Source organism: Bradyrhizobium symbiodeficiens, assembly GCF_002266465.3.
Classification (GTDB): Bacteria; Pseudomonadota; Alphaproteobacteria; order Rhizobiales; family Xanthobacteraceae; genus Bradyrhizobium; species Bradyrhizobium symbiodeficiens.
Genome location: NZ_CP029427.2, coordinates 793,183 through 810,470, shown reverse-complemented (window position 1 = coordinate 810,470; position 17,288 = coordinate 793,183). Strand labels below are relative to the sequence as shown.

18 protein-coding genes are annotated in these 17,288 nt (G+C 64.8%); 6 read left to right on the top strand and 12 right to left on the bottom strand.

Annotated features, from left to right (window positions below; all coding sequences use genetic code 11):
- Positions 1-100 precede the first annotated feature (100 nt).
- The 8 genes from CIT39_RS03725 to coxB all read right to left on the bottom strand — a co-directional run bounded on the left by CIT39_RS03725 (position 101) and on the right by coxB (position 6,718).
- Complete coding sequence (locus CIT39_RS03725; protein WP_094973339.1) at positions 101-853, bottom strand: SURF1 family protein; 753 nt, start codon at positions 851-853, stop codon at positions 101-103.
- Entirely contained in the window at positions 850-1,251 is a 402-nt protein-coding gene (locus CIT39_RS03720) for a DUF983 domain-containing protein (protein WP_094890795.1), read from the bottom strand. The genes CIT39_RS03725 and CIT39_RS03720 overlap by 4 nt, the downstream gene beginning before the upstream one ends.
- Positions 1,252-1,350: 99 nt before the next feature.
- On the bottom strand, positions 1,351-2,247 hold the full coding sequence (locus CIT39_RS03715) for a cytochrome c oxidase subunit 3 (RefSeq protein WP_094890796.1): 897 nt from the start codon (positions 2,245-2,247) through the stop codon (positions 1,351-1,353).
- Positions 2,248-2,326: 79 nt separating this feature from the next.
- Positions 2,327-2,980, bottom strand: a complete 654-nt coding sequence (locus tag CIT39_RS03710) for a cytochrome c oxidase assembly protein (RefSeq protein ID WP_094973340.1) — start codon at positions 2,978-2,980, stop codon at positions 2,327-2,329.
- 6 nt (positions 2,981-2,986) lie between these two features.
- Positions 2,987-3,163, bottom strand: a complete 177-nt coding sequence (locus tag CIT39_RS03705; protein WP_035700697.1) for a hypothetical protein — start codon at positions 3,161-3,163, stop codon at positions 2,987-2,989.
- Positions 3,160-4,104: a heme o synthase gene (locus tag CIT39_RS03700; RefSeq protein ID WP_094973341.1), complete on the bottom strand. Its 945-nt coding sequence runs from the start codon at positions 4,102-4,104 to the stop codon at positions 3,160-3,162. The genes CIT39_RS03705 and CIT39_RS03700 overlap by 4 nt, the downstream gene beginning before the upstream one ends.
- 61 nt (positions 4,105-4,165) lie before the next feature.
- Positions 4,166-5,791, bottom strand: coding sequence for a cytochrome c oxidase subunit I (ctaD, locus tag CIT39_RS03695; protein WP_091959991.1), 1,626 nt, complete (start codon positions 5,789-5,791; stop codon positions 4,166-4,168).
- A gap of 87 nt (positions 5,792-5,878) precedes the next feature.
- Entirely contained in the window at positions 5,879-6,718 is an 840-nt protein-coding gene (gene coxB, locus CIT39_RS03690) for a cytochrome c oxidase subunit II (RefSeq protein ID WP_094973342.1), read from the bottom strand.
- A 447-nt stretch (positions 6,719-7,165) separates the two neighbouring features.
- Between coxB and CIT39_RS03685 the strand changes: the two genes are divergently transcribed.
- The 4 genes from CIT39_RS03685 to CIT39_RS03670 all read left to right on the top strand — a co-directional run bounded on the left by CIT39_RS03685 (position 7,166) and on the right by CIT39_RS03670 (position 10,685).
- On the top strand, positions 7,166-7,711 hold the full coding sequence (locus CIT39_RS03685) for an invasion associated locus B family protein (protein WP_162308331.1): 546 nt from the start codon (positions 7,166-7,168) through the stop codon (positions 7,709-7,711).
- A gap of 116 nt (positions 7,712-7,827) precedes the next feature.
- On the top strand, positions 7,828-9,255 hold the full coding sequence (tldD, locus tag CIT39_RS03680) for a metalloprotease TldD (protein WP_094973522.1): 1,428 nt from the start codon (positions 7,828-7,830) through the stop codon (positions 9,253-9,255).
- Positions 9,252-10,031: a signal peptidase I gene (lepB, locus tag CIT39_RS03675; RefSeq protein WP_094973344.1), complete on the top strand. Its 780-nt coding sequence runs from the start codon at positions 9,252-9,254 to the stop codon at positions 10,029-10,031. Before tldD ends, lepB begins: the two co-directional genes overlap by 4 nt.
- Before the next feature lie 84 nt (positions 10,032-10,115).
- Positions 10,116-10,685, top strand: coding sequence for a nucleotidyltransferase family protein (locus tag CIT39_RS03670; RefSeq protein WP_094973345.1), 570 nt, complete (start codon positions 10,116-10,118; stop codon positions 10,683-10,685).
- A gap of 72 nt (positions 10,686-10,757) precedes the next feature.
- On the opposite strand, the gene CIT39_RS03665 is transcribed toward CIT39_RS03670, so the two are convergent.
- From CIT39_RS03665 to CIT39_RS03655, 3 genes are all read right to left on the bottom strand, one after another.
- Entirely contained in the window at positions 10,758-11,336 is a 579-nt protein-coding gene (locus tag CIT39_RS03665; protein ID WP_094973346.1) for a PAN domain-containing protein, read from the bottom strand.
- 111 nt (positions 11,337-11,447) lie between these two features.
- Complete coding sequence (locus CIT39_RS03660) at positions 11,448-12,818, bottom strand: glutamate--cysteine ligase (RefSeq protein WP_094973347.1); 1,371 nt, start codon at positions 12,816-12,818, stop codon at positions 11,448-11,450.
- Between the two features lie 99 nt (positions 12,819-12,917).
- Positions 12,918-13,415: a MarR family winged helix-turn-helix transcriptional regulator gene (locus tag CIT39_RS03655; RefSeq protein ID WP_018316363.1), complete on the bottom strand. Its 498-nt coding sequence runs from the start codon at positions 13,413-13,415 to the stop codon at positions 12,918-12,920.
- A 126-nt stretch (positions 13,416-13,541) separates the two neighbouring features.
- Here CIT39_RS03655 and gstA point away from each other — a divergent pair, with 126 nt between their 5' ends.
- Together gstA and CIT39_RS03645 are read left to right on the top strand one after the other, a co-directional pair.
- On the top strand, positions 13,542-14,156 hold the full coding sequence (gene gstA, locus CIT39_RS03650) for a glutathione transferase GstA (protein ID WP_094973348.1): 615 nt from the start codon (positions 13,542-13,544) through the stop codon (positions 14,154-14,156).
- 243 nt (positions 14,157-14,399) lie between these two features.
- The gene (locus CIT39_RS03645) at positions 14,400-14,705 is read left to right on the top strand and encodes a hypothetical protein (RefSeq protein ID WP_094973349.1); all 306 of its coding nucleotides are present in this window, start codon (positions 14,400-14,402) and stop codon (positions 14,703-14,705) included.
- A 343-nt stretch (positions 14,706-15,048) separates the two neighbouring features.
- On the opposite strand, the gene CIT39_RS03640 is transcribed toward CIT39_RS03645, so the two are convergent.
- On the bottom strand, positions 15,049-17,262 hold the full coding sequence (locus tag CIT39_RS03640) for an FAD-dependent oxidoreductase (RefSeq protein WP_094973350.1): 2,214 nt from the start codon (positions 17,260-17,262) through the stop codon (positions 15,049-15,051).
- Between the last annotated feature and the right edge of the window lie 26 nt (positions 17,263-17,288).

Below are 17,288 nucleotides of genomic sequence, written 5' to 3'. Positions count from 1 at the left end.
CGCGGAAAAATCGATCGCGGCTTAGGACCACATTCGTGAATGTGTGCTGAATGGTAAACCCCGGGCGATCCCGGGTTCCCTCGGGGAACTACGGACGAGCTCAGCTCTGCCGCCGGCCTTTTGCCCACACCGCGAAGGCGATCAGCACGGCGCCTGCGAGCATGAACCAGGTGACGGCGTATTGCAGGTGATCGTCCTTCAGATGCACGTCGAGCGGCCCCGGACGCGGAATGCCGTTCTCGGGCGCGGGCTGCTCGAGATCGACGTAGAACGGTGCGACCGTGCCCCAGCCGAGCGCGCTTGCGATCGCCGGATGATCGCGCACGAACCAGAGCCGCTTGTCGCGGTTCTCCGCCGGCGTCAGCCAGCCGGGCGGCTCGGGAAAGCGCAAATATCCGGTGAGCGCGACCGGCTGCCCAGTGACGAGCTTCTTCACCGCGCGATCCTCGACGGCGCGGTCCTGCATCGTGTTCTCGACGAAGCCCGCATCGATCACGACCGTCTCGCCGCCGGGAAGCCGCGCCGGCAGGAACGCCCAGGTGCCGGGACCGGAGGCGTCCTTGCGCACCGCGGAGCCCGAGGAATAGACCATCGCATCCGGCAGGGCCGCGTAGGTCGCGGTGAAGCTGACGCGGCGGAATTCATCGCGCGCGGGATTGAGTGCGGCCCATTGCGAAGGCGGCGGCAGCGCGATGGGCGCCTCTGCAAGGCGCTCGGTGAGCGCTGCGACCAGCGCGTGCTTGGCGGTCCGGCGCTGCAATTGCCAGAGGCCGAGCGCGACGAAGACGGCCGCGAGGGACAGCGTGAACAGCGCGAAGCCGGCCACGCGGGGCTTGCGCGCAGGCGAGTTCATTTCGCGCGGTCGACCAACCGGCCCGGCGCCGCCTTGTGGTGGAATTGCAGCGCGATCAGCAGCGACTTCATCGCACGCAGCGGCAACAGCGTGGTGACCAGGATCAGCGGCAACCACAGCGCCGCATGCAGCCAGTAAGGCGGCTGGTATTTGACCTCGACGATGAGTGCGGCCGCCACCACGATCCCGCCGGCCAGCATGATGATGAAGATCGCCGGCCCATCGCCGGTATCGATGAAGGCGTAGTCGAGACCGCAGCGGTCGCAGGCGGGCGCGAGCGTCAGGAAGCCTGCATAAAGCTTGCCTTGGCCGCAGCGCGGGCATCTGCAGGCAAGCCCGCGCAGCGCGCTTTGCAGGACGGTGGTTTCAGGCTCGGGCTTGGCGGCGGTGTCGTTCATGATGCCAGACTCTATCATAGTTTTCGCCGAAGCCTTCCGGCGGCCCGAAAAGCGAAAGGGCGGCCCGGCGGCCGCCCTTTCTGATCCAAGCGTCGCGGCTCAGTGCGCGCCGTGGGCCATGGTCTCGGCGCCGTGTCCCCAGACATAGATGCAGAGGAACAGGAACAGCCAGACCACGTCGACGAAGTGCCAGTACCAGGCGGCGAACTCGAAGCCGAGATGCTGCGTCGGCGTGAAATGGCCGGCATAGGCGCGGAACAGGCACACCAGCAGGAAGATGGTGCCGACCAGCACGTGGAAACCGTGGAAGCCGGTCGCCATGAAGAAGGTCGCGCCATAGACGTTGCCGCCGAACGAGAACGCCGCATGGCTGTACTCATAGGCCTGCACGCAGGTGAAGAGCGCCCCCAGCACGACGGTGAGGATCAGGCCGTATTTCAGGCCCTGGCGGTCGTTCTCCAGCAGCGCATGGTGAGCCCAGGTCACCGTGGTGCCTGAGGTGAGCAGGATCAGCGTGTTCAGCAGCGGCAGATGCCAGGGATCGAAGGTCTCGATGCCATGCGGCGGCCAGGTGCCGGGGACGGCGCAGGCACCGGCCGCAGTACCGAGGCCGCAACCGAACACCGCATCGCGGGTGGCGTGGACCGCGTCCGCCGGGAACAGCGCCGCGTTGAAATAGGCCCAGAACCAGGCGACGAAGAACATCACCTCGGAGGCGATGAACAGGATCATGCCGTAGCGGTGGTGCAGCTGCACGACGCGGGTGTGGTCGCCCTTGTACTGGGCTTCCTTGATCACGTCGCCCCACCAGCTCGCCATGGTGTAGAGCACGCCCACCGTGCCGACGCCGAACACGATCGGCGCAGCCGAGAACATGTGATGCATCCAGGTGATCGCACCCACCGCCATGATGAAGGCCGAGACCGAACCGACGGCCGGCCAGGGCGACGGATCGACCAGGTGATAGTCGTGATGCTTGGTGTGCGCCGTTGCCATTTGCGGTCTCTCTCCTCAATCCCGTGCCTGTCGGGCACTTATCCCCTTGTTTCCAACCTTCCGGGCGTCAGCCCGGCGGTCAGAGATTTCCCTTGCGCCTGTCGCCTTCGCCCGATGCCAGCGGCTTCACCACGGGATCCTTCACCGGATAGAACGTGTAGGACAGCGTGATGGTGTTCAGGCCGTCGTTTTCGTGATCGTCGGCGATCGACGGATCGACGTAGAACACCACCGGCATCTCGCGCTTCTCGCCGGGCGCCATGGTCTGCTCGGTGAAGCAGAAGCAGTTGATCTTCTGGAAATAGGAGCCGACCGTCAGCGGCGCGACATTGTAGGCGGCCTGCGCGGACGTGGTGCGCGCGGCCTGGTTGGTCACGGTGTAGAAGACGGTCACGACCTGGCCGATATTGACCTCGATCTCGCTCTGCTCCGGCTCGAACTTCCAGGGCAGGCCGGGCGCGACGTTGGAATCGAAGCGCACCGAGATTTTCCGCGCGATCGGGCCGGTGGCCGGCGCGGAAGTCGCCACTTGCGTGGTGCCGTTGAAACCGGTGGCGCGGCAGAACCAATTGTAGAACGGCACCGCCGCGTAGGAGGCGCCGACCATCAGCGCGACCACACCGCCGCAGATCGAAGCAACGACCACGTCGCGGCCGAGCCCGCGGCGCCTAGCCGGCCCACGATTGGCCGGCTTGACGCCGACATCCTGCGATATGGTGGGCTCGTGATCCATTGTTTCCTACATCGGCCGCACGAGAACGGCCGGCCCCTTGACCATGGTGACGGCGAAGAACAGCACCACCAGCACGCCGAGCGCGAGCGCGATCGCGATCGAGCGCTGACGACGGCTCTTCTTCTGCGCCTCGGTGAGGACGATTCCATCTGGCTCGGGTTTGTCGGCCATCGCGGTGATCATACGCCCCAGACCATAGGAGCCAGCGCGCGGAATACGACCTCGAGCAAGAGGGTCGCAAACAGCACGAACAGATAGAGGATCGAGAAGGCGAACAGCTTGCGGGTGGCGCGCAGCGACGCAGCTCGCTCGCGGCGCATATAGACGTTGATCGCGAGCACCAGCATGCCGGCGCCGAGGATCAGCGAGACGATGCCGTAGACGGCGTCGAAATAGCCGAGCGCCCAGGGCGCGGCGGCGACCGCGATCAGCACGATGGTGTAGAGCAGGATCTGGAGACGGGTCGCGTCGGGGCCGGCGACATTGGGCAGCATCGGAATGCCGGCGCGCGCGTAATCGTCGGAGCGGAACAGCGCCAGCGCCCAGAAGTGCGGCGGGGTCCAGAAGAAGATGATGGCGAACAGCAGCAGCGGCTCGACGTCGACCGTGCCCGTGACCGCGGCCCACGCCACCACCGGCGGCAGCGCGCCGGCGGCGCCGCCGATCACGATGTTCTGCGCGGTCCAGCGCTTCAGGCCCATCGTGTAGATCACGACGTAGAAGAAGATGGTGAAAGCGAGCAGCGCGCCCGCGATCCAGTTGACGAGGATGCCGAGCGTCATCACCGAGAAGAAGGACAGCGTCAGGCCGAACGCCATGGCTTCAGGGCGGGTGATGCGGCCGCGCGGAATCGGCCGGTTCGCGGTGCGCGACATCTTGGCGTCGATATCGCCTTCCAGCGCCATGTTGAGCGCGCCGGAGGCGCCGGCGCCGACGGCGATGCAGAGCAGCGAGGTGATCGCCAGCACCCAGTGGAAACGCCCGGGCGCCATCGCCATTCCGACCAGCGCGGTGAAGATCACCAGCGACATCACCCGCGGCTTCAGGAGCGCGATGTAATCGCCAACCTCCGCTTCGGAGATGCGGGGATTGATGTCGATGGCGTTATGGTCGAGGACGGACACTTAATTCAACTCGCTTCGTTATAAAGCCGCGGCGCCCGTCACGGGCGCCGCGGGAGATCGATCACTGCACGCGGGGCAGCACTTCGAACTGGTGGAAGGGCGGCGGCGAGGGCAAGGTCCACTCCAGCGTGGTCGCACCCGCACCCCACGGATTGTCGCCGGCCGGTACCTTCTTCATGAAGGCATCGAGCACGCAGTAGAGGAAGATCAGCACGCCGAAGCCGGAGATGTAGGACCCGACCGACGAGACCAGGTTCCAGCCCGCGAACGCGTCGGGATAGTCGACGTAGCGGCGGGGCATGCCCGACAGGCCGAGGAAGTGCTGCGGGAAGAACACCAGATTGACGCCGATGAAGGTGACCCAGAAGTGCGCCTTCGCGAGCGTCTCGTTGTACATGTAGCCCGACATCTTCGGGAACCAGTAGTACCAGCCGGCGAAGATTCCGAACACCGCACCGAGCGACAGCACGTAGTGGAAGTGCGCGACGACGTAATAGGTCTCCTGCAGCACGCGGTCGACGCCGGCGTTCGCCAGCACGACGCCGGTGACGCCGCCGACGGTGAACAGGAAGATGAAGCCCACCGCCCAGATCATCGGTGCCCGGAATTCGATCGAGCCGCCCCACATCGTGGCGATCCAGGAGAAGATCTTCACGCCGGTCGGAACCGCGATGACCATGGTTGCCGCGACGAAATAGGCCTGCGTCGCCGAGGACATGCCGACCGTGTACATGTGGTGCGCCCACACCACGAAGCCGATGCCGCCGATCGCGACCATGGCGTAGGCCATGCCGAGATAGCCGAACACGGGCTTGCGCGAGAAGGTCGAGATGATCTGGCTGACCATGCCGAAAGCCGGCAGGATCAGGATGTACACTTCGGGGTGGCCGAAGAACCAGAACAGATGCTGGAACAGCACGGGGTCGCCGCCGCCTTCGGGGTTGAAGAACGTCGTGTGGAAGTTGCGGTCGGTCAACAGCATGGTGATCGCACCGGCGAGCACCGGCAGCGACAACAGCAGCAGGAACACCGTCACCAGGATCGACCAAACGAACAGCGGCATCTTGTGCAGGGTCATGCCCGGCGCGCGCATGTTGAAGATCGTGGTGATGAAGTTGATGGCGCCGAGGATCGACGAGGCGCCCGCCAGATGGAGCGAGAGGATCGCGAAGTCGACGGCCGGGCCCGGATGGCCGGAGCTCGACAGCGGCACGTACATGGTCCAGCCGGCGCCGACGCCGTTGGCGCCCGGCTCGCCCTCGACGAAGGTCGACATCAGCAGCAGCGCGAAGGAGGCCGGCAGCAGCCAGAACGAGATGTTGTTCATGCGCGGGAACGCCATGTCGGGCGCGCCGATCATCAGCGGCACGAACCAGTTGCCGAAGCCGCCGATCATCGCGGGCATGACCATGAAGAAGATCATGATCAGGCCGTGCGAGGTCACGAACACGTTATAGGTGTGCGTCTCGTGGAAGATCTGCACGCCCGGATACATCAGCTCGGCACGGATCGCGATCGACATCGCGGCGCCGATGACGCCGGCGATGACCGCGAAGATCAGGTACATCGTGCCGATGTCCTTGTGGTTGGTCGAATAGACGTAGCGCCGCCATCCGGTCGGATGGGCATGCTCGTCATGTCCGTGGTCCTGGGCGTGATCGCCGTGTGCCGCTGCGCTCGTTGCCATTTTCAAATCCTGCCTTGCGTCCCAATCGGACCCCTGGAGGTCCCGCCCTTATGTCGCTTTCAGTCCCTGAAAGCCGTCACCCGACGCTTACTGCGTCGGGCCGGCCGCGGAGGCGTAGGTGCTGGTGCCGCCGCTCGCAAACTTCTTCTTCGCCGTCTCGACCCAGGAGGCGAATTCCTGGTCCTCCACGACGCGAATCGCGATCGGCATGAAGGCGTGGTCCTTGCCGCACAGCTCCGAGCACTGGCCGTAGAACATGCCGGTCTTGGTGGCCTTGAACCAGGTCTCGTTCAGCCGCCCCGGGATGGCGTCGATCTTGACGCCGAAAGCCGGCAGCGCAAAGGCGTGGATGACGTCCGCGCCGGTGACCTGGACGCGAATCACCTTGTTGACCGGCACCACCATCTCGTTGTCGACGCCGAGCAGCCGGGGCTGCTTGTCCTGCGCCATCAGCGAATCGAACTCGAACTTGCCGTTGTCGGGATAGGCATAGGACCAGTACCACTGCTTGCCGGTTGCCTTGATGGTGATATCCGCCTTCGGCACGTCGAGCTCGAGGAACAGAAGCCGGAACGACGGCACCGAGATGCCGACCAGGATCAGCACGGGAACGAGCGTCCAGGCCACCTCGATCAGCGTGTTGTGGGTGGTCCGCGACGGCACCGGATTGGCCCGGGCGTTGAACTTGACGACCACGACCACGAGCAGCGCCAGGACGAACAGCGTGATCAGCGTGATCAGCACGAACAGGAAATTGTGGAACCAGACGATGTTGTCCATCACCGGGGAGCCGGACTCCTGAAGCGTCCATTCCCAGGGTTTCGGCTGCCCGAGCTCGGCAAACGCCGCACCGCCCGTCGCCAGCGTCAGACCCGCCACGGCCAATCCTAGCAAGTGCCGGCCCACCGGGCCCATCGACATCCTCATGCCGTTCGCGCTCCCCTTACGAAATCACCCCGAGTGCGCTCCCCTGCTTGCGGGAAACGCTTATTCGATCCGCCCGCCTGACAACCGCCGCGCAAGAATACCTCTAAGAGGAATTGGGGCCAGATCGTGAGAACGCCGAAATCAAGCCTCTCAAACCATAATTTTTGATCTATCGCAATGCAGTCTTGAGCCCGCACTGCCAGCGATCACCCGCAAGATAATTCCTAGTAAGATCAAACAAAAATACCGTTTCCCCGGATGCTGCCGCTTGACAGCGGAATTGCCCGCGGTAGGCACAGGCAGATGGCCGCGCAGGAACCTGATTCGTGCGGGCGGCGGCGGCACGAGGCGGCGCAGAATTTGCTTGGGAATTGCCTTCAAGACGCCGTCATTCCCGTATCAGTCCGCCACATGCGAGCGACCCAGGCGAGCAGAGGGACCGACCCGATGGGGTTTTCGAAATCGATGGCAAGGCTGGCTCGAAGGCCGGGGACCCGCCTCCCGGCGCTATTCGGCCTGCTGGCTGCGATCATCCTTCTGGCATTTCCCGGCCTCGCCCATGCGCAGGGCGCAGTGCGCTCCGTCCATGGCGACTGGCAGATCCGCTGCGACACCCCGCCGGGCGCCCAGACCGAGCAATGCGCCCTGATCCAGAGCGTGGTAGCCGAAGACCGCTCCAACGCCGGCCTCACCGTCATCGTACTCAAGACTGCCGACCAGAAGAGCCGCCTGATGCGCGTGGTGGCACCCCTGGGGGTCCTCCTGCCCTCCGGCCTCGGCCTCAAGCTCGACAACCAGGACGTCGGCCGCGCCGGCTTCGTCCGCTGCCTGCCCAATGGCTGCGTCGCCGAGGTCGTCATGGACGACAAGCTGCTCGGTCAGCTCCGCACCGCCAAGACCGCGACCTTCATCATCTTCGAGACCCCGGAAGAAGGCATCGGCTTCCCACTCAGCCTGAACGGGCTCGGCGAGGGTTATGACAAGCTGCCGTAGGACGGTTGGGCGTCGGCGAGCGATCTTATTGTTTCCGTAATGTGAGGCTTGGCGCCCTCGCGGAACCGGTCCGAAACCATTATCTTGCCCTACATCTTCCGCTAATGGACGGACGCATGACCAACCCAGCCACGACCTCCCTGCTCGACCGCGCCAATCTCGACCGCGACCAGGTTCGCCACGAGGTCGCGCGCGGGCTTTCCGGTGCCGACGACGGTGAGCTGTTCCTGGAGTACAGCCAGACCGAAGCGCTGATGTTCGACAATGGGCGGCTGAAGCAGGCGACCTACGACACCTCGCAAGGCTTTGGCTTACGCGCGGTCAAGGATGATGCCGTGGGCTACGCCCATTCCTCCGACGTCTCGCTGCCGGCGCTGATTCGCGCCGCCGACGCGGTCGCGGCGGTGCGCGGCGGTTATTCCGGCAGCTTTGCCGCTCCGCCTCCGCACACCAACGTGCGGCTCTATGGCGATGACAACCCCCTCGATGCCCCGGGCTTCGAGACCAAAGTAAAATTGCTCGCCGAGATCGACGCTTACCTGCGCGACAAGGATCCGCGGGTGCGGCAGGTCAGCGTCAGCCTCGGCGCGACCTGGCAGGTCGTCGAGATCCTGCGGCCCGACGGCGAGAGCTATCGCGACATCCGTCCGCTCGTGCGCGTCAACGTCTCCGTGGTCGCCGGCCAGGGCGACCGCCAGGAGAGCGGCAGCAAGGGCTATGGCGGACGCGCCGGCTATGCCGAATTCATCGAGAGCAAGAACTGGCGCGATGCCGCCGACGGCGCATTGCGCGAGGCGCTGGTCAATCTGGAATCGATCCCCGCCCCCGCCGGCGAAATGGACGTCGTGCTCGGGGCCGGCTGGCCCGGCGTGATGCTGCATGAGGCGGTCGGCCACGGCCTCGAAGGCGACTTCAACCGCAAGAAGACGTCGGCATTTGCCGGCCTGATGGGCCAGCAGGTCGCGGCCAAGGGCGTCACCGTGGTCGACGACGGCACCATGGCCTCGCGCCGCGGCTCGCTGTCGATCGACGACGAGGGCACGCCGACCAATCGCACCGTGCTGATCGAGGACGGCATCCTGGTCGGCTACATGCAGGACCGGCAGAACGCGCGGCTGATGAACATGAAGCCGACCGGCAACGGTCGCCGCCAGGGCTATGCCCATGTCCCGATGCCGCGCATGACCAACACCTACATGCTCGCGGGCGACCGCGATCCGGCCGAGATCCTGGCGTCGGTGAAGAACGGCGTCTTCGCTGCGAATTTCGGCGGCGGCCAGGTCGACATCACCTCCGGCAAGTACGTGTTCCAGTGCACCGAGGCCTACAAGATCGAGAACGGCAAGCTGGGCGCGCCGCTGAAGGGCGCCATGCTGATCGGCAACGGGCCGACCGATTTGCATCGCATCCGCATGATCGGCAACGACCTTGCGCTCGATACCGGCATCGGCACCTGCGGCAAGAACGGCCAGGGCGTGCCGGTCGGCGTCGGCCAGCCGTCGCTGCTGATGGAGCGCATCACCGTGGGTGGAACCGGCGCATGAGCATGGAAGAAAAGGTCACCGTCACCCCCAAGCGCAAGAGCAGCGGCTGGGCCGGGCAGATCGCACAGCTCGCCGGCATCGTCGCCGCCGTCTTCATCGCCAAGGGCGCGCTTGCCGAGCCGTTCTACGTGCCGTCGGGCTCGATGGAGCCAACGCTGCTGATCGGCGATGCGCTGCTCGCCTCGAAATTTCCCTACGGCTACGGCACCGCGTCGTTGCCGATCCAGATCAGCCTGCCCGAGAGCGGCCGCGTTTTCGCGGAGACGCCGAAGCAGGGCGACGTCGTCGTGTTCCGCTGGCCCGGCGATCGCTCGCAGGCCTGGGTCAAGCGCGTCGTCGGTCTGCCCGGCGATCGGATCCAGATGCGGCAGGGCCAGCTCTTCATCAACGACCGCCCCGCCGAGCTCAAGCCGGACGGCGTCGGCGCTGCCGAGGACGACAATGGCGGCAGCGAGCCCGCCTATCGCTATGTCGAGACGCTGCCGAACGGCGTCTCGCATCTGATCTTCAAGATGCGCGACAACGGCCCGCTCGACAACACGCCGGAAGTGACGGTGCCGGCCGGCCATCTCTTCGTGCTCGGCGACAACCGCGACAATTCTGCCGACAGCCGGGTGTCGCTGCGGTCCGGCGGCGTCGGCCTGTTGCCGATCGACAATCTGATCGGCCGTGCCGATGCGGTGCTCGGCTCCTGGGATCTCGGCATGCGCGGCCAGCCGGTGTACACTTGGCTCTCCGGCTTCCGGCTCGGCCGGTTCTTCACCGCCGTGCATTGAGCGCGTAGATCCTGCGGTGGGCAAAGCGGAAGTGCGCCCACCTCTCCTGTCGCAATCTGGAGAGCCCTGACCTGCGACTCCCCGATGATCCGCGACGAATTTCTCGCATTGGCGCTCCGCAATCCGGTCAACGTCGCGATCACCGACGCGCTCGTGCAGCTCGCGCTGCCGGATGCGTGGCTGGTTGCAGGTTGTCTGGTGCAAACGGCGTGGAATGAGCTCACAGGCCGCCCGATCGATCACGGCATTGCCGACTACGACGTGTTCTATTTCGATCCCGATACCTCCTGGGAAGCCGAGGACGCGGTGATCCGCACGCTGCATGCGCGGCTCGGACATCTCGGCGCCAAGATCGAGATCCGCAACCAGGCGCGCGTCCATCTATGGTACCCTGCCAAGCATGGCCTGCCCTATCCGCCGTTGACGCGTTCGACTGACGGTATCGACCGCTTCCTCACGCAGAACACGCAATTCGGAGTGAGGCGCGCAGGCGGAGATTTCGACGTCTATGCGCCCCACGGGTTCGACGACGTCGCGGGGTTGATCGTGCGGCCCAATCGAGCGCTGAACTTTTCCATCGCCAATTACGAAGCGAAGGCGGCGCGATGGAGGGCGCTGTGGCCTGAGCTCACGGTGATCGCGGCGGACGCATAAGCCTCACGTGTCCCGGCTCTGCAGCGCAGCGCTAAGGAGCACCGCGCTGCGTCCGGGGCACGAGTACCAACATTACCGCACCACGCCCGACGTGAATCCCGCCTTCCGTCGCGGCGGCTTGATTTCCTTTTTCAGGAAACAGCGGGCCTCGCGTCCGGTGTAGCCGGGGCGGGCGTAGGTGAAGGCGCGGCATTTGTTGTCGGCGGTGCAAGCGGCCTTGCAGGCCTCTTCGCCCTCGCCGTTCTTGAGCTCGAAATTGCGCAGATCGCCACCGGGGCGGTCGATCGACGTCTCCACGCCCTCGACCCGCGGCTCGATCACGCCGGCGCCGCGCACACCCGAGATGCAGCAGCTACCGGGCACGCGCGCCGGCACGGTGTTCTTCAGCCAGCACACCGCCGAGCCGCCTTCGACGTCGGGATAGCTGAAGCTCCACGAGCGGCAGCGGCGGTCGCGCTCGCACAGCAGCGCGCAATCCTCAGGATCGCCCGACGCCACCGGTGTGCTGAAATAGTCGCCGCCGGGCCGGTCGAACGCAGTCTGGGCGCGCGCCGGCACGCTCGCGAAGGCGAGCGAAAGCAGCGTGACGCAAGCCACGGCGCAAGCCATGACCTTTGCCATGGAGGCCCGGGACAGGCGGCCCTTCCCCATCGGAACAGCTTTCGAGTTATTGACGACGCTCGGTTTTTTCGGCCGGTCATTTGATCGCCGCAAACCTGTATGGGCGATGAACGGCGGAAACCCTGGTCGTTGGCCTATGGTCTAGAACGCGTATTCCGCGTAGGCCGGTTCCACCGAGCCTTGCCAGGGCCCGTTGAACTTTTCGAGCATCTCCTCGGCCGGCGTGCGGCCGGAATCGATAATGCGGTCGAGCGGCTCCAGATGCCGCGTCTCGTCGCGGCCGAGCTGGTCGATCCGGCCGCGACGGCGCAGGCCGGCATGGGCCAGGACGAGGCATTCCTTGGCGATCTCGAACAGATAGCGGTCCTTGATCCGCGCCTTGAAGCCGAAGCGCGGCACGTCGTCGCGCAAGGCCTGGCGCTCGGGCGCGGTCCAGTGCTTCACCAGGTCCCAGGCGGCATCGAGCGACACGTCGTCGTAGAGCAGCCCGGCCCAGAATGCCGACAGCGCGGGCAGGCGCCCCCACGGGCCTCCGTCGGAACCGCGCATCTCGAGATAACGCTTGAGGCGCACCTCAGGGAAGATCGTCGAGAGATGGTTGGCCCAGTCCGACAACGTCGGACGCTCGCCGGGAAGATTGTTGTTGCGGCCCTCGAAGAAGGCGCGGAACGAGGAGCCCGATACGTCGATGTAGTCCTCGTCGCGCTTGACGAAGTACATGGGCACGTCGAGCGCATAGTCGACATAGCGCTCGAAGCCCATGCCGTCCTCGAACGCCCACGGCATCATGCCGGCGCGCGCATTGTCGGTGTCGCGCCAGATCTCGGAGCGGAACGAGAGGAAGCCGTTCGGCTTGCCTTCGGTGAACGGCGAATTGGCGAACAAGGCCGTCGCGACCGGTTGCAGCGCGAGCGAGACGCGCAGCTTCTTGACCATGTCGGCTTCGGAGGAGAAGTCGAGATTGGTCTGCACCGTGCAGGTCCGGTACATCATGTCGAGGCCGTACTGGCCGACCTTCGGCATGTAATTGGTCATGATCTTGTAGCGGCCCTTGGGCATCACCGGGATGTCGGCGCGCGACCAGGACGGCGTCATGCCGAGACCGAGGAAGCCGATGCCGAGCGGCGTTGCGATCTCACGCACCTGCGCCAGATGCGCCATCAGCTCGCTCTGGGTCTGGTGCACGTTCTCGACCGGCGCGCCGGAGAGCTCGAACTGTCCGCCGGGCTCGAGCGAGATCGCGCCGCCGCCGGTGACGTCGTAGAGGCCGATGATGTTGCCCTTCTCCATGATCGGCTCCCAGCCGAGCAGGAGCTTCATGCCTTCGAGCAGCGCGCCGATGCCGCGTGGGCCCTCATAGGGTACCGGGCGGTGGCCTTCGAGCGTGAACGGCGTCTTCTCGTGCTCGGTGCCCATTCGCCACTCGGACGGTGGCTTGCAGCCTGCCTCGAACCACGAAACGAGCTCGTCGCGCGATTGCAGCGGCGTCATATCGATCTGGTCTCGCGCCATATCAAACTCTAATCAAAAGGCGCTTCGATCGAACGCGCGCGGGTGGCGGGATGGTCCGCGAACCCATCGGGCGCACGGACGAGTTGGTGTGCCGCGCGATCATCGCGACGGCGAGGTTTCGTTGACGTTGGCGACTGGCGGCAGTTTCATCTCGCCGCATGAGCAGCCCAGGCGGTCGAGCAGACCACTGAGCTTGACGGCATCGGCATCGGACAGTTTCGAACCGACATATTTCTCGATCGCGGCCGAATAGGCGCTCCACATCCGCTTCTGCAACTCGCGGCCGGCTTCCGTGATCTCGACGAACTGACCGCGTTTGTCGATCTTGCATTCGCGCCGCGAAGCGAGGCCCTCGTCGACCAGGCGGTCGATCAGGCGCGAGGTGGAATATTGCGGGATCAGCATCTGCCGTTCGAGTTCCACCGGCCTCAACTCGCCCGACGGCGCCCGCGACAATTCGAGCAGCGCGTCATACCATGCCAGCGGCGGGAAGCCGGCCTTCTTCAGGTCCTGCTCGACGCAATCGAGCACGCGGCTCTGCACCCGCATCAGGCGGATCCAGGCGGAAGTCGCCTCGGTCGATGGTTTGCGTTTCATGGTCCCGCTCAAGCTCGTCGTCCGTCTCTTACCCCATTTGATGCAGCTGCATCAATCTTGACTATTACAAGCAGATGCATGTAGTCGTTCTTTCGGCCGAACCAAGCGCCAAGAGGAGGAAATTCCATGAAGCTGTACTATTCGCCCGGTGCCTGCTCGCTGTCCCCCCACATCGCGCTCCTGGAAGCCGGCTTGCCCTATGAGCTGGTCAAGGTCGATATCCGGGCCAAGAAGCTCGAAAATGGCGAGGATTATCTGAAGCTGAACCCCAAGGGCCAAGTCCCTGCGCTGGGCCTCGACAACGGTGAGATCGTGACCGAAGGCCCGGTGATTGTCCAGATGATCGCCGATCAGGCTGCCGCCAAGGCGCTGGCACCCGCCCATGGCAGTTCCGAGCGCTACAAGCTGCTGGAGTGGCTGAACTTCCTCACCTCCGAGGTGCACAAGAGCTTCGGGCCGATGTTCGCGCCGGCCCTGAACGACGAGGCCAAGGCCTTCTTCAGGGATCGCGTCATGGGCAAGCTCAGATACATCGACAGCCAGCTCGCCGGCCGCGACTACCTCATGGGCAAGCAGTTTACGGTGGCCGACGGCTATCTCTTCACGATGCTGACCTGGGGCGACCGGATGAAGTTCGACCTCTCGTCGATGCCGAACCTTGCTGCCTACAAGGACCGCGTGGCGGCGCGGCCGCAGGTGCAGGAAGCACTGAAAAAAGAAGGCCTCGCGCAGGCGAAGTGAGACCGAACCACACCAGATCAAACGACGAAGAGCCGGATCGATGATCCGGCTCTTTCTCTTCGTGCCCATCGTGCCCACGCATGGAACTCGGGATCGAAAACCCGCGGGCAAATTTTAGGAGCATTGTCAGAGTTAACAATAACCCCGCCTTGTCGCAGGAGGCCGTGCCACACTCCTTGTGAGAACAGTCCGGTTCGCGCAACCTGTCGACGGGCTGCGGGGCTGCAAAGTTGGAATACGAACGTGACGACGGCACTTGTTCTTCTGTTCGCGAGCACGCTCGCGGGATTGGCGACGGGACTGTTCTTCCGGGTCTGGTCGCTACTGCTGGTCTCGCCGGCGATCGCAGTCCTCGCCGCAATCGTCCTCCAGACCTACGACTTCGAATTTTGGACCGGCATTCCAATCGTCATAGGCTGCCTGACGGCGTGCCAGCTGGCCTACCTGGTCAGCGCATTCCAGCGACACAATGGCGTCCTAGCGCAGGACGACAGCGACGGCGCTCCAGGCCACGATCGCCAACATGGCATTGGCGACGAGAACGAGTAACGCCAGACCCGTCCACGAGGGGATTTTTCTGCGCAGGCGCAGGATTCTGGAGCGTAGCCGCCGCCGACCCGGCAGCACAGACGAGTATCCCACCGCGATACCGGCGACGTCATTTTGAAACAACAGGGAGGTCATTCCGGAACACCTTACAATGCCAATCATCGTTCTCTCGATTGGTCAGCAAGAGGGGTGCCAGTGCGGAGCTCCTGTGGTCCCGGCGGGGAGCCGAGGTGGCAGTGGTGTGGCATCGGAACGCGTGGAAGATCTGCCGTCTGCAATAAGGAAAGGCCGGATCGATGATCCGGCCTTCTTGTTCGAATGCGTGAAGTATTCCGAAGCAGGCTCAGGCCGCCGCCTTCTTCGGCGCAAAGCGGCCGTAGAAGGTCTCACCCTTCGCCGCCATCTCTTCCAGCAATTTCGGCGGCGTGAAGCGCGAGCCGTACTTCGCTTCCAGCTTGTGGCAGAGCTCGACGAACTTCTTGGGTCCCATGAAGTCGATATAGGACAGCGTGCCGCCGGTGAACGGCGCGAAGCCGAAGCCGAGGATGGAGCCGACATCGGCCTCGCGCGGATCGGTGATGACGTGGTCCTCGACGGTGCGCGCAGCTTCCACCGCCTGCACCACCAGGAAGCGCTGCTTCAGTTCCTCGATATCGAGCGTGTCGGGGTCGAGCTGCTTCGGCTGCAGCGCCGACAGGCCGGGCCAGAGGCTCTTCTGGCCTTTGCCCTTCTCGGGATAGTCGTAGAAGCCCTTGCTGTTCTTGCGCCCGAGGCGGCCCTGCTTCTCGACCATCTCGACCATCAGCTTCTTCTGATCGGGGTTGATGGCGTTGGGGCCTAGATCGGCTTCGGTGGCCTTCATGATCTTGAGGCCGAGATCGAGCGCGACTTCATCGGAGAGCGAGAGCGGGCCGACCGGCATGCCGGCCATCTTGGCGCAGTTCTCGATCATCGCCGGCGGCACGCCCTCGAGGAACATCTCGTTGCCCTCGGCGACGTAGCGGCCGACGCAGCGGTTGGCGAAGAAGCCCCTGGAGTCGTTGACGACGATCGGCGTCTTGCCGATCTGGCGGACGTAATCGAGCGCGGTCGCAAGTGCGACATCGCCGGTGTTCTTGCCCTTGATGATCTCGACCAGCATCATCTTCTCGACCGGCGAGAAGAAGTGGATGCCGACGAACTTGCCCTGGTCCTTGAAACCCTCGGCCAGCGAGGTGATCGGCAGCGTCGAGGTGTTCGACGCGAAGATCACGTCCGGCTTCATGTGCTCCTGCGCCTTGGCGAAGGTGTCGGCCTTGACCTTGCGGTCCTCGAACACGGCTTCGATGACGAGGTCGACGTCCTTCAGCGCCGCATAGTCCGCGGTCGGCGTGATGCGCGCGAGCAGCGCTTCGGCATCCGCGGGCTTGGCACGGCCCTTCTTGATCTGCTCCTCGATCACCTTTTGCGCATGCGCCTTGCCCTTGTCGGCGCTCTCCTGGTCGCGGTCGATCAGGACGACGTCGAGGCCGGCCCGGGCCGAGACGTAGCCGACGCTCGCACCCATGAAGCCGGCGCCGATCACGGCGATCTTCTTCACCTTGGTGGCGGGCACGTCCTTCGGACGGCGGGCGCCCTTGTTGAGCTCCTGCATCGACAGGAACAGGCTGCGGATCATTGCTGCGGCTTCCTTCGAGCGCAGCACCGAGGTGAAGTAGCGCGACTCCACGCGCAGCGCGGCGTCGATCGGTAGCTGCAGGCCTTCATAGACGCAGCTCATGATGGCACGCGCGGCCGGATAATTGTCGTAGGTTTCGCGGCGATAGATCGCGTTGCCGGCGGGGAACATCATCATGCCGGCCTTGGAGAACACCGGACCGCCGGGCAGCTTGAAGCCCTTCTCGTCCCAAGGCGCGACCGCCTTGCCGCCGCCCTTGATCCAGTCCTTTGCGGCCTTGATGAGATCGGCGGCGGGGACGATGGCGTGAATGAGGTTGAGCTGCTTGGCCTTCTCGACAGTGACGGGGTCGCCCTTGAGCAGGATCGTCATGGCGTCCTGCGGCGGCACCAGGCGCGGCACCCGCTGCGTGCCGCCGGCACCAGGGAACAGGCCGACCTTGACCTCGGGCAGGCCGAGCCGGGTCTTGGGATTCTCCGCGGCGACGCGATAGTGGCAGCACAGCGTGATCTCGAAACCGCCCCCGAGCGCGAGCCCGTTGATCGCGGCCGCCCACGGCTTGCCTGAGGTTTCGATCGAGCGCAGCACCAGCGAGAAGCGCCGGCTCTGGTCGAACAGCATCTGGTTCGCGGCGGTCTCGCCCTGCTCCTTGAAGACCTTGGCGTAGGCCTGGTTCATGCCCTCGAGCATCGACAGGTCGGCGCCGGCGCAAAACGCGTCCTTCGCGGAGGTGATGACGACGCCCTTCACGGCGGCATCCGCCGTGGTCTGCTTGACGATCGCGTCGAGCTCGTTGGTCGAGGTCTCGTCGAGCACGTTCATCGAACGGCCCGGGATGTCCCAGGTAACGAGTGCGATGCCGTCTGCGTCGGTCTCAACCCTGAAATTCTTGTACGACATGTTGGTTGCTCCTCGGTGCCAGCGGC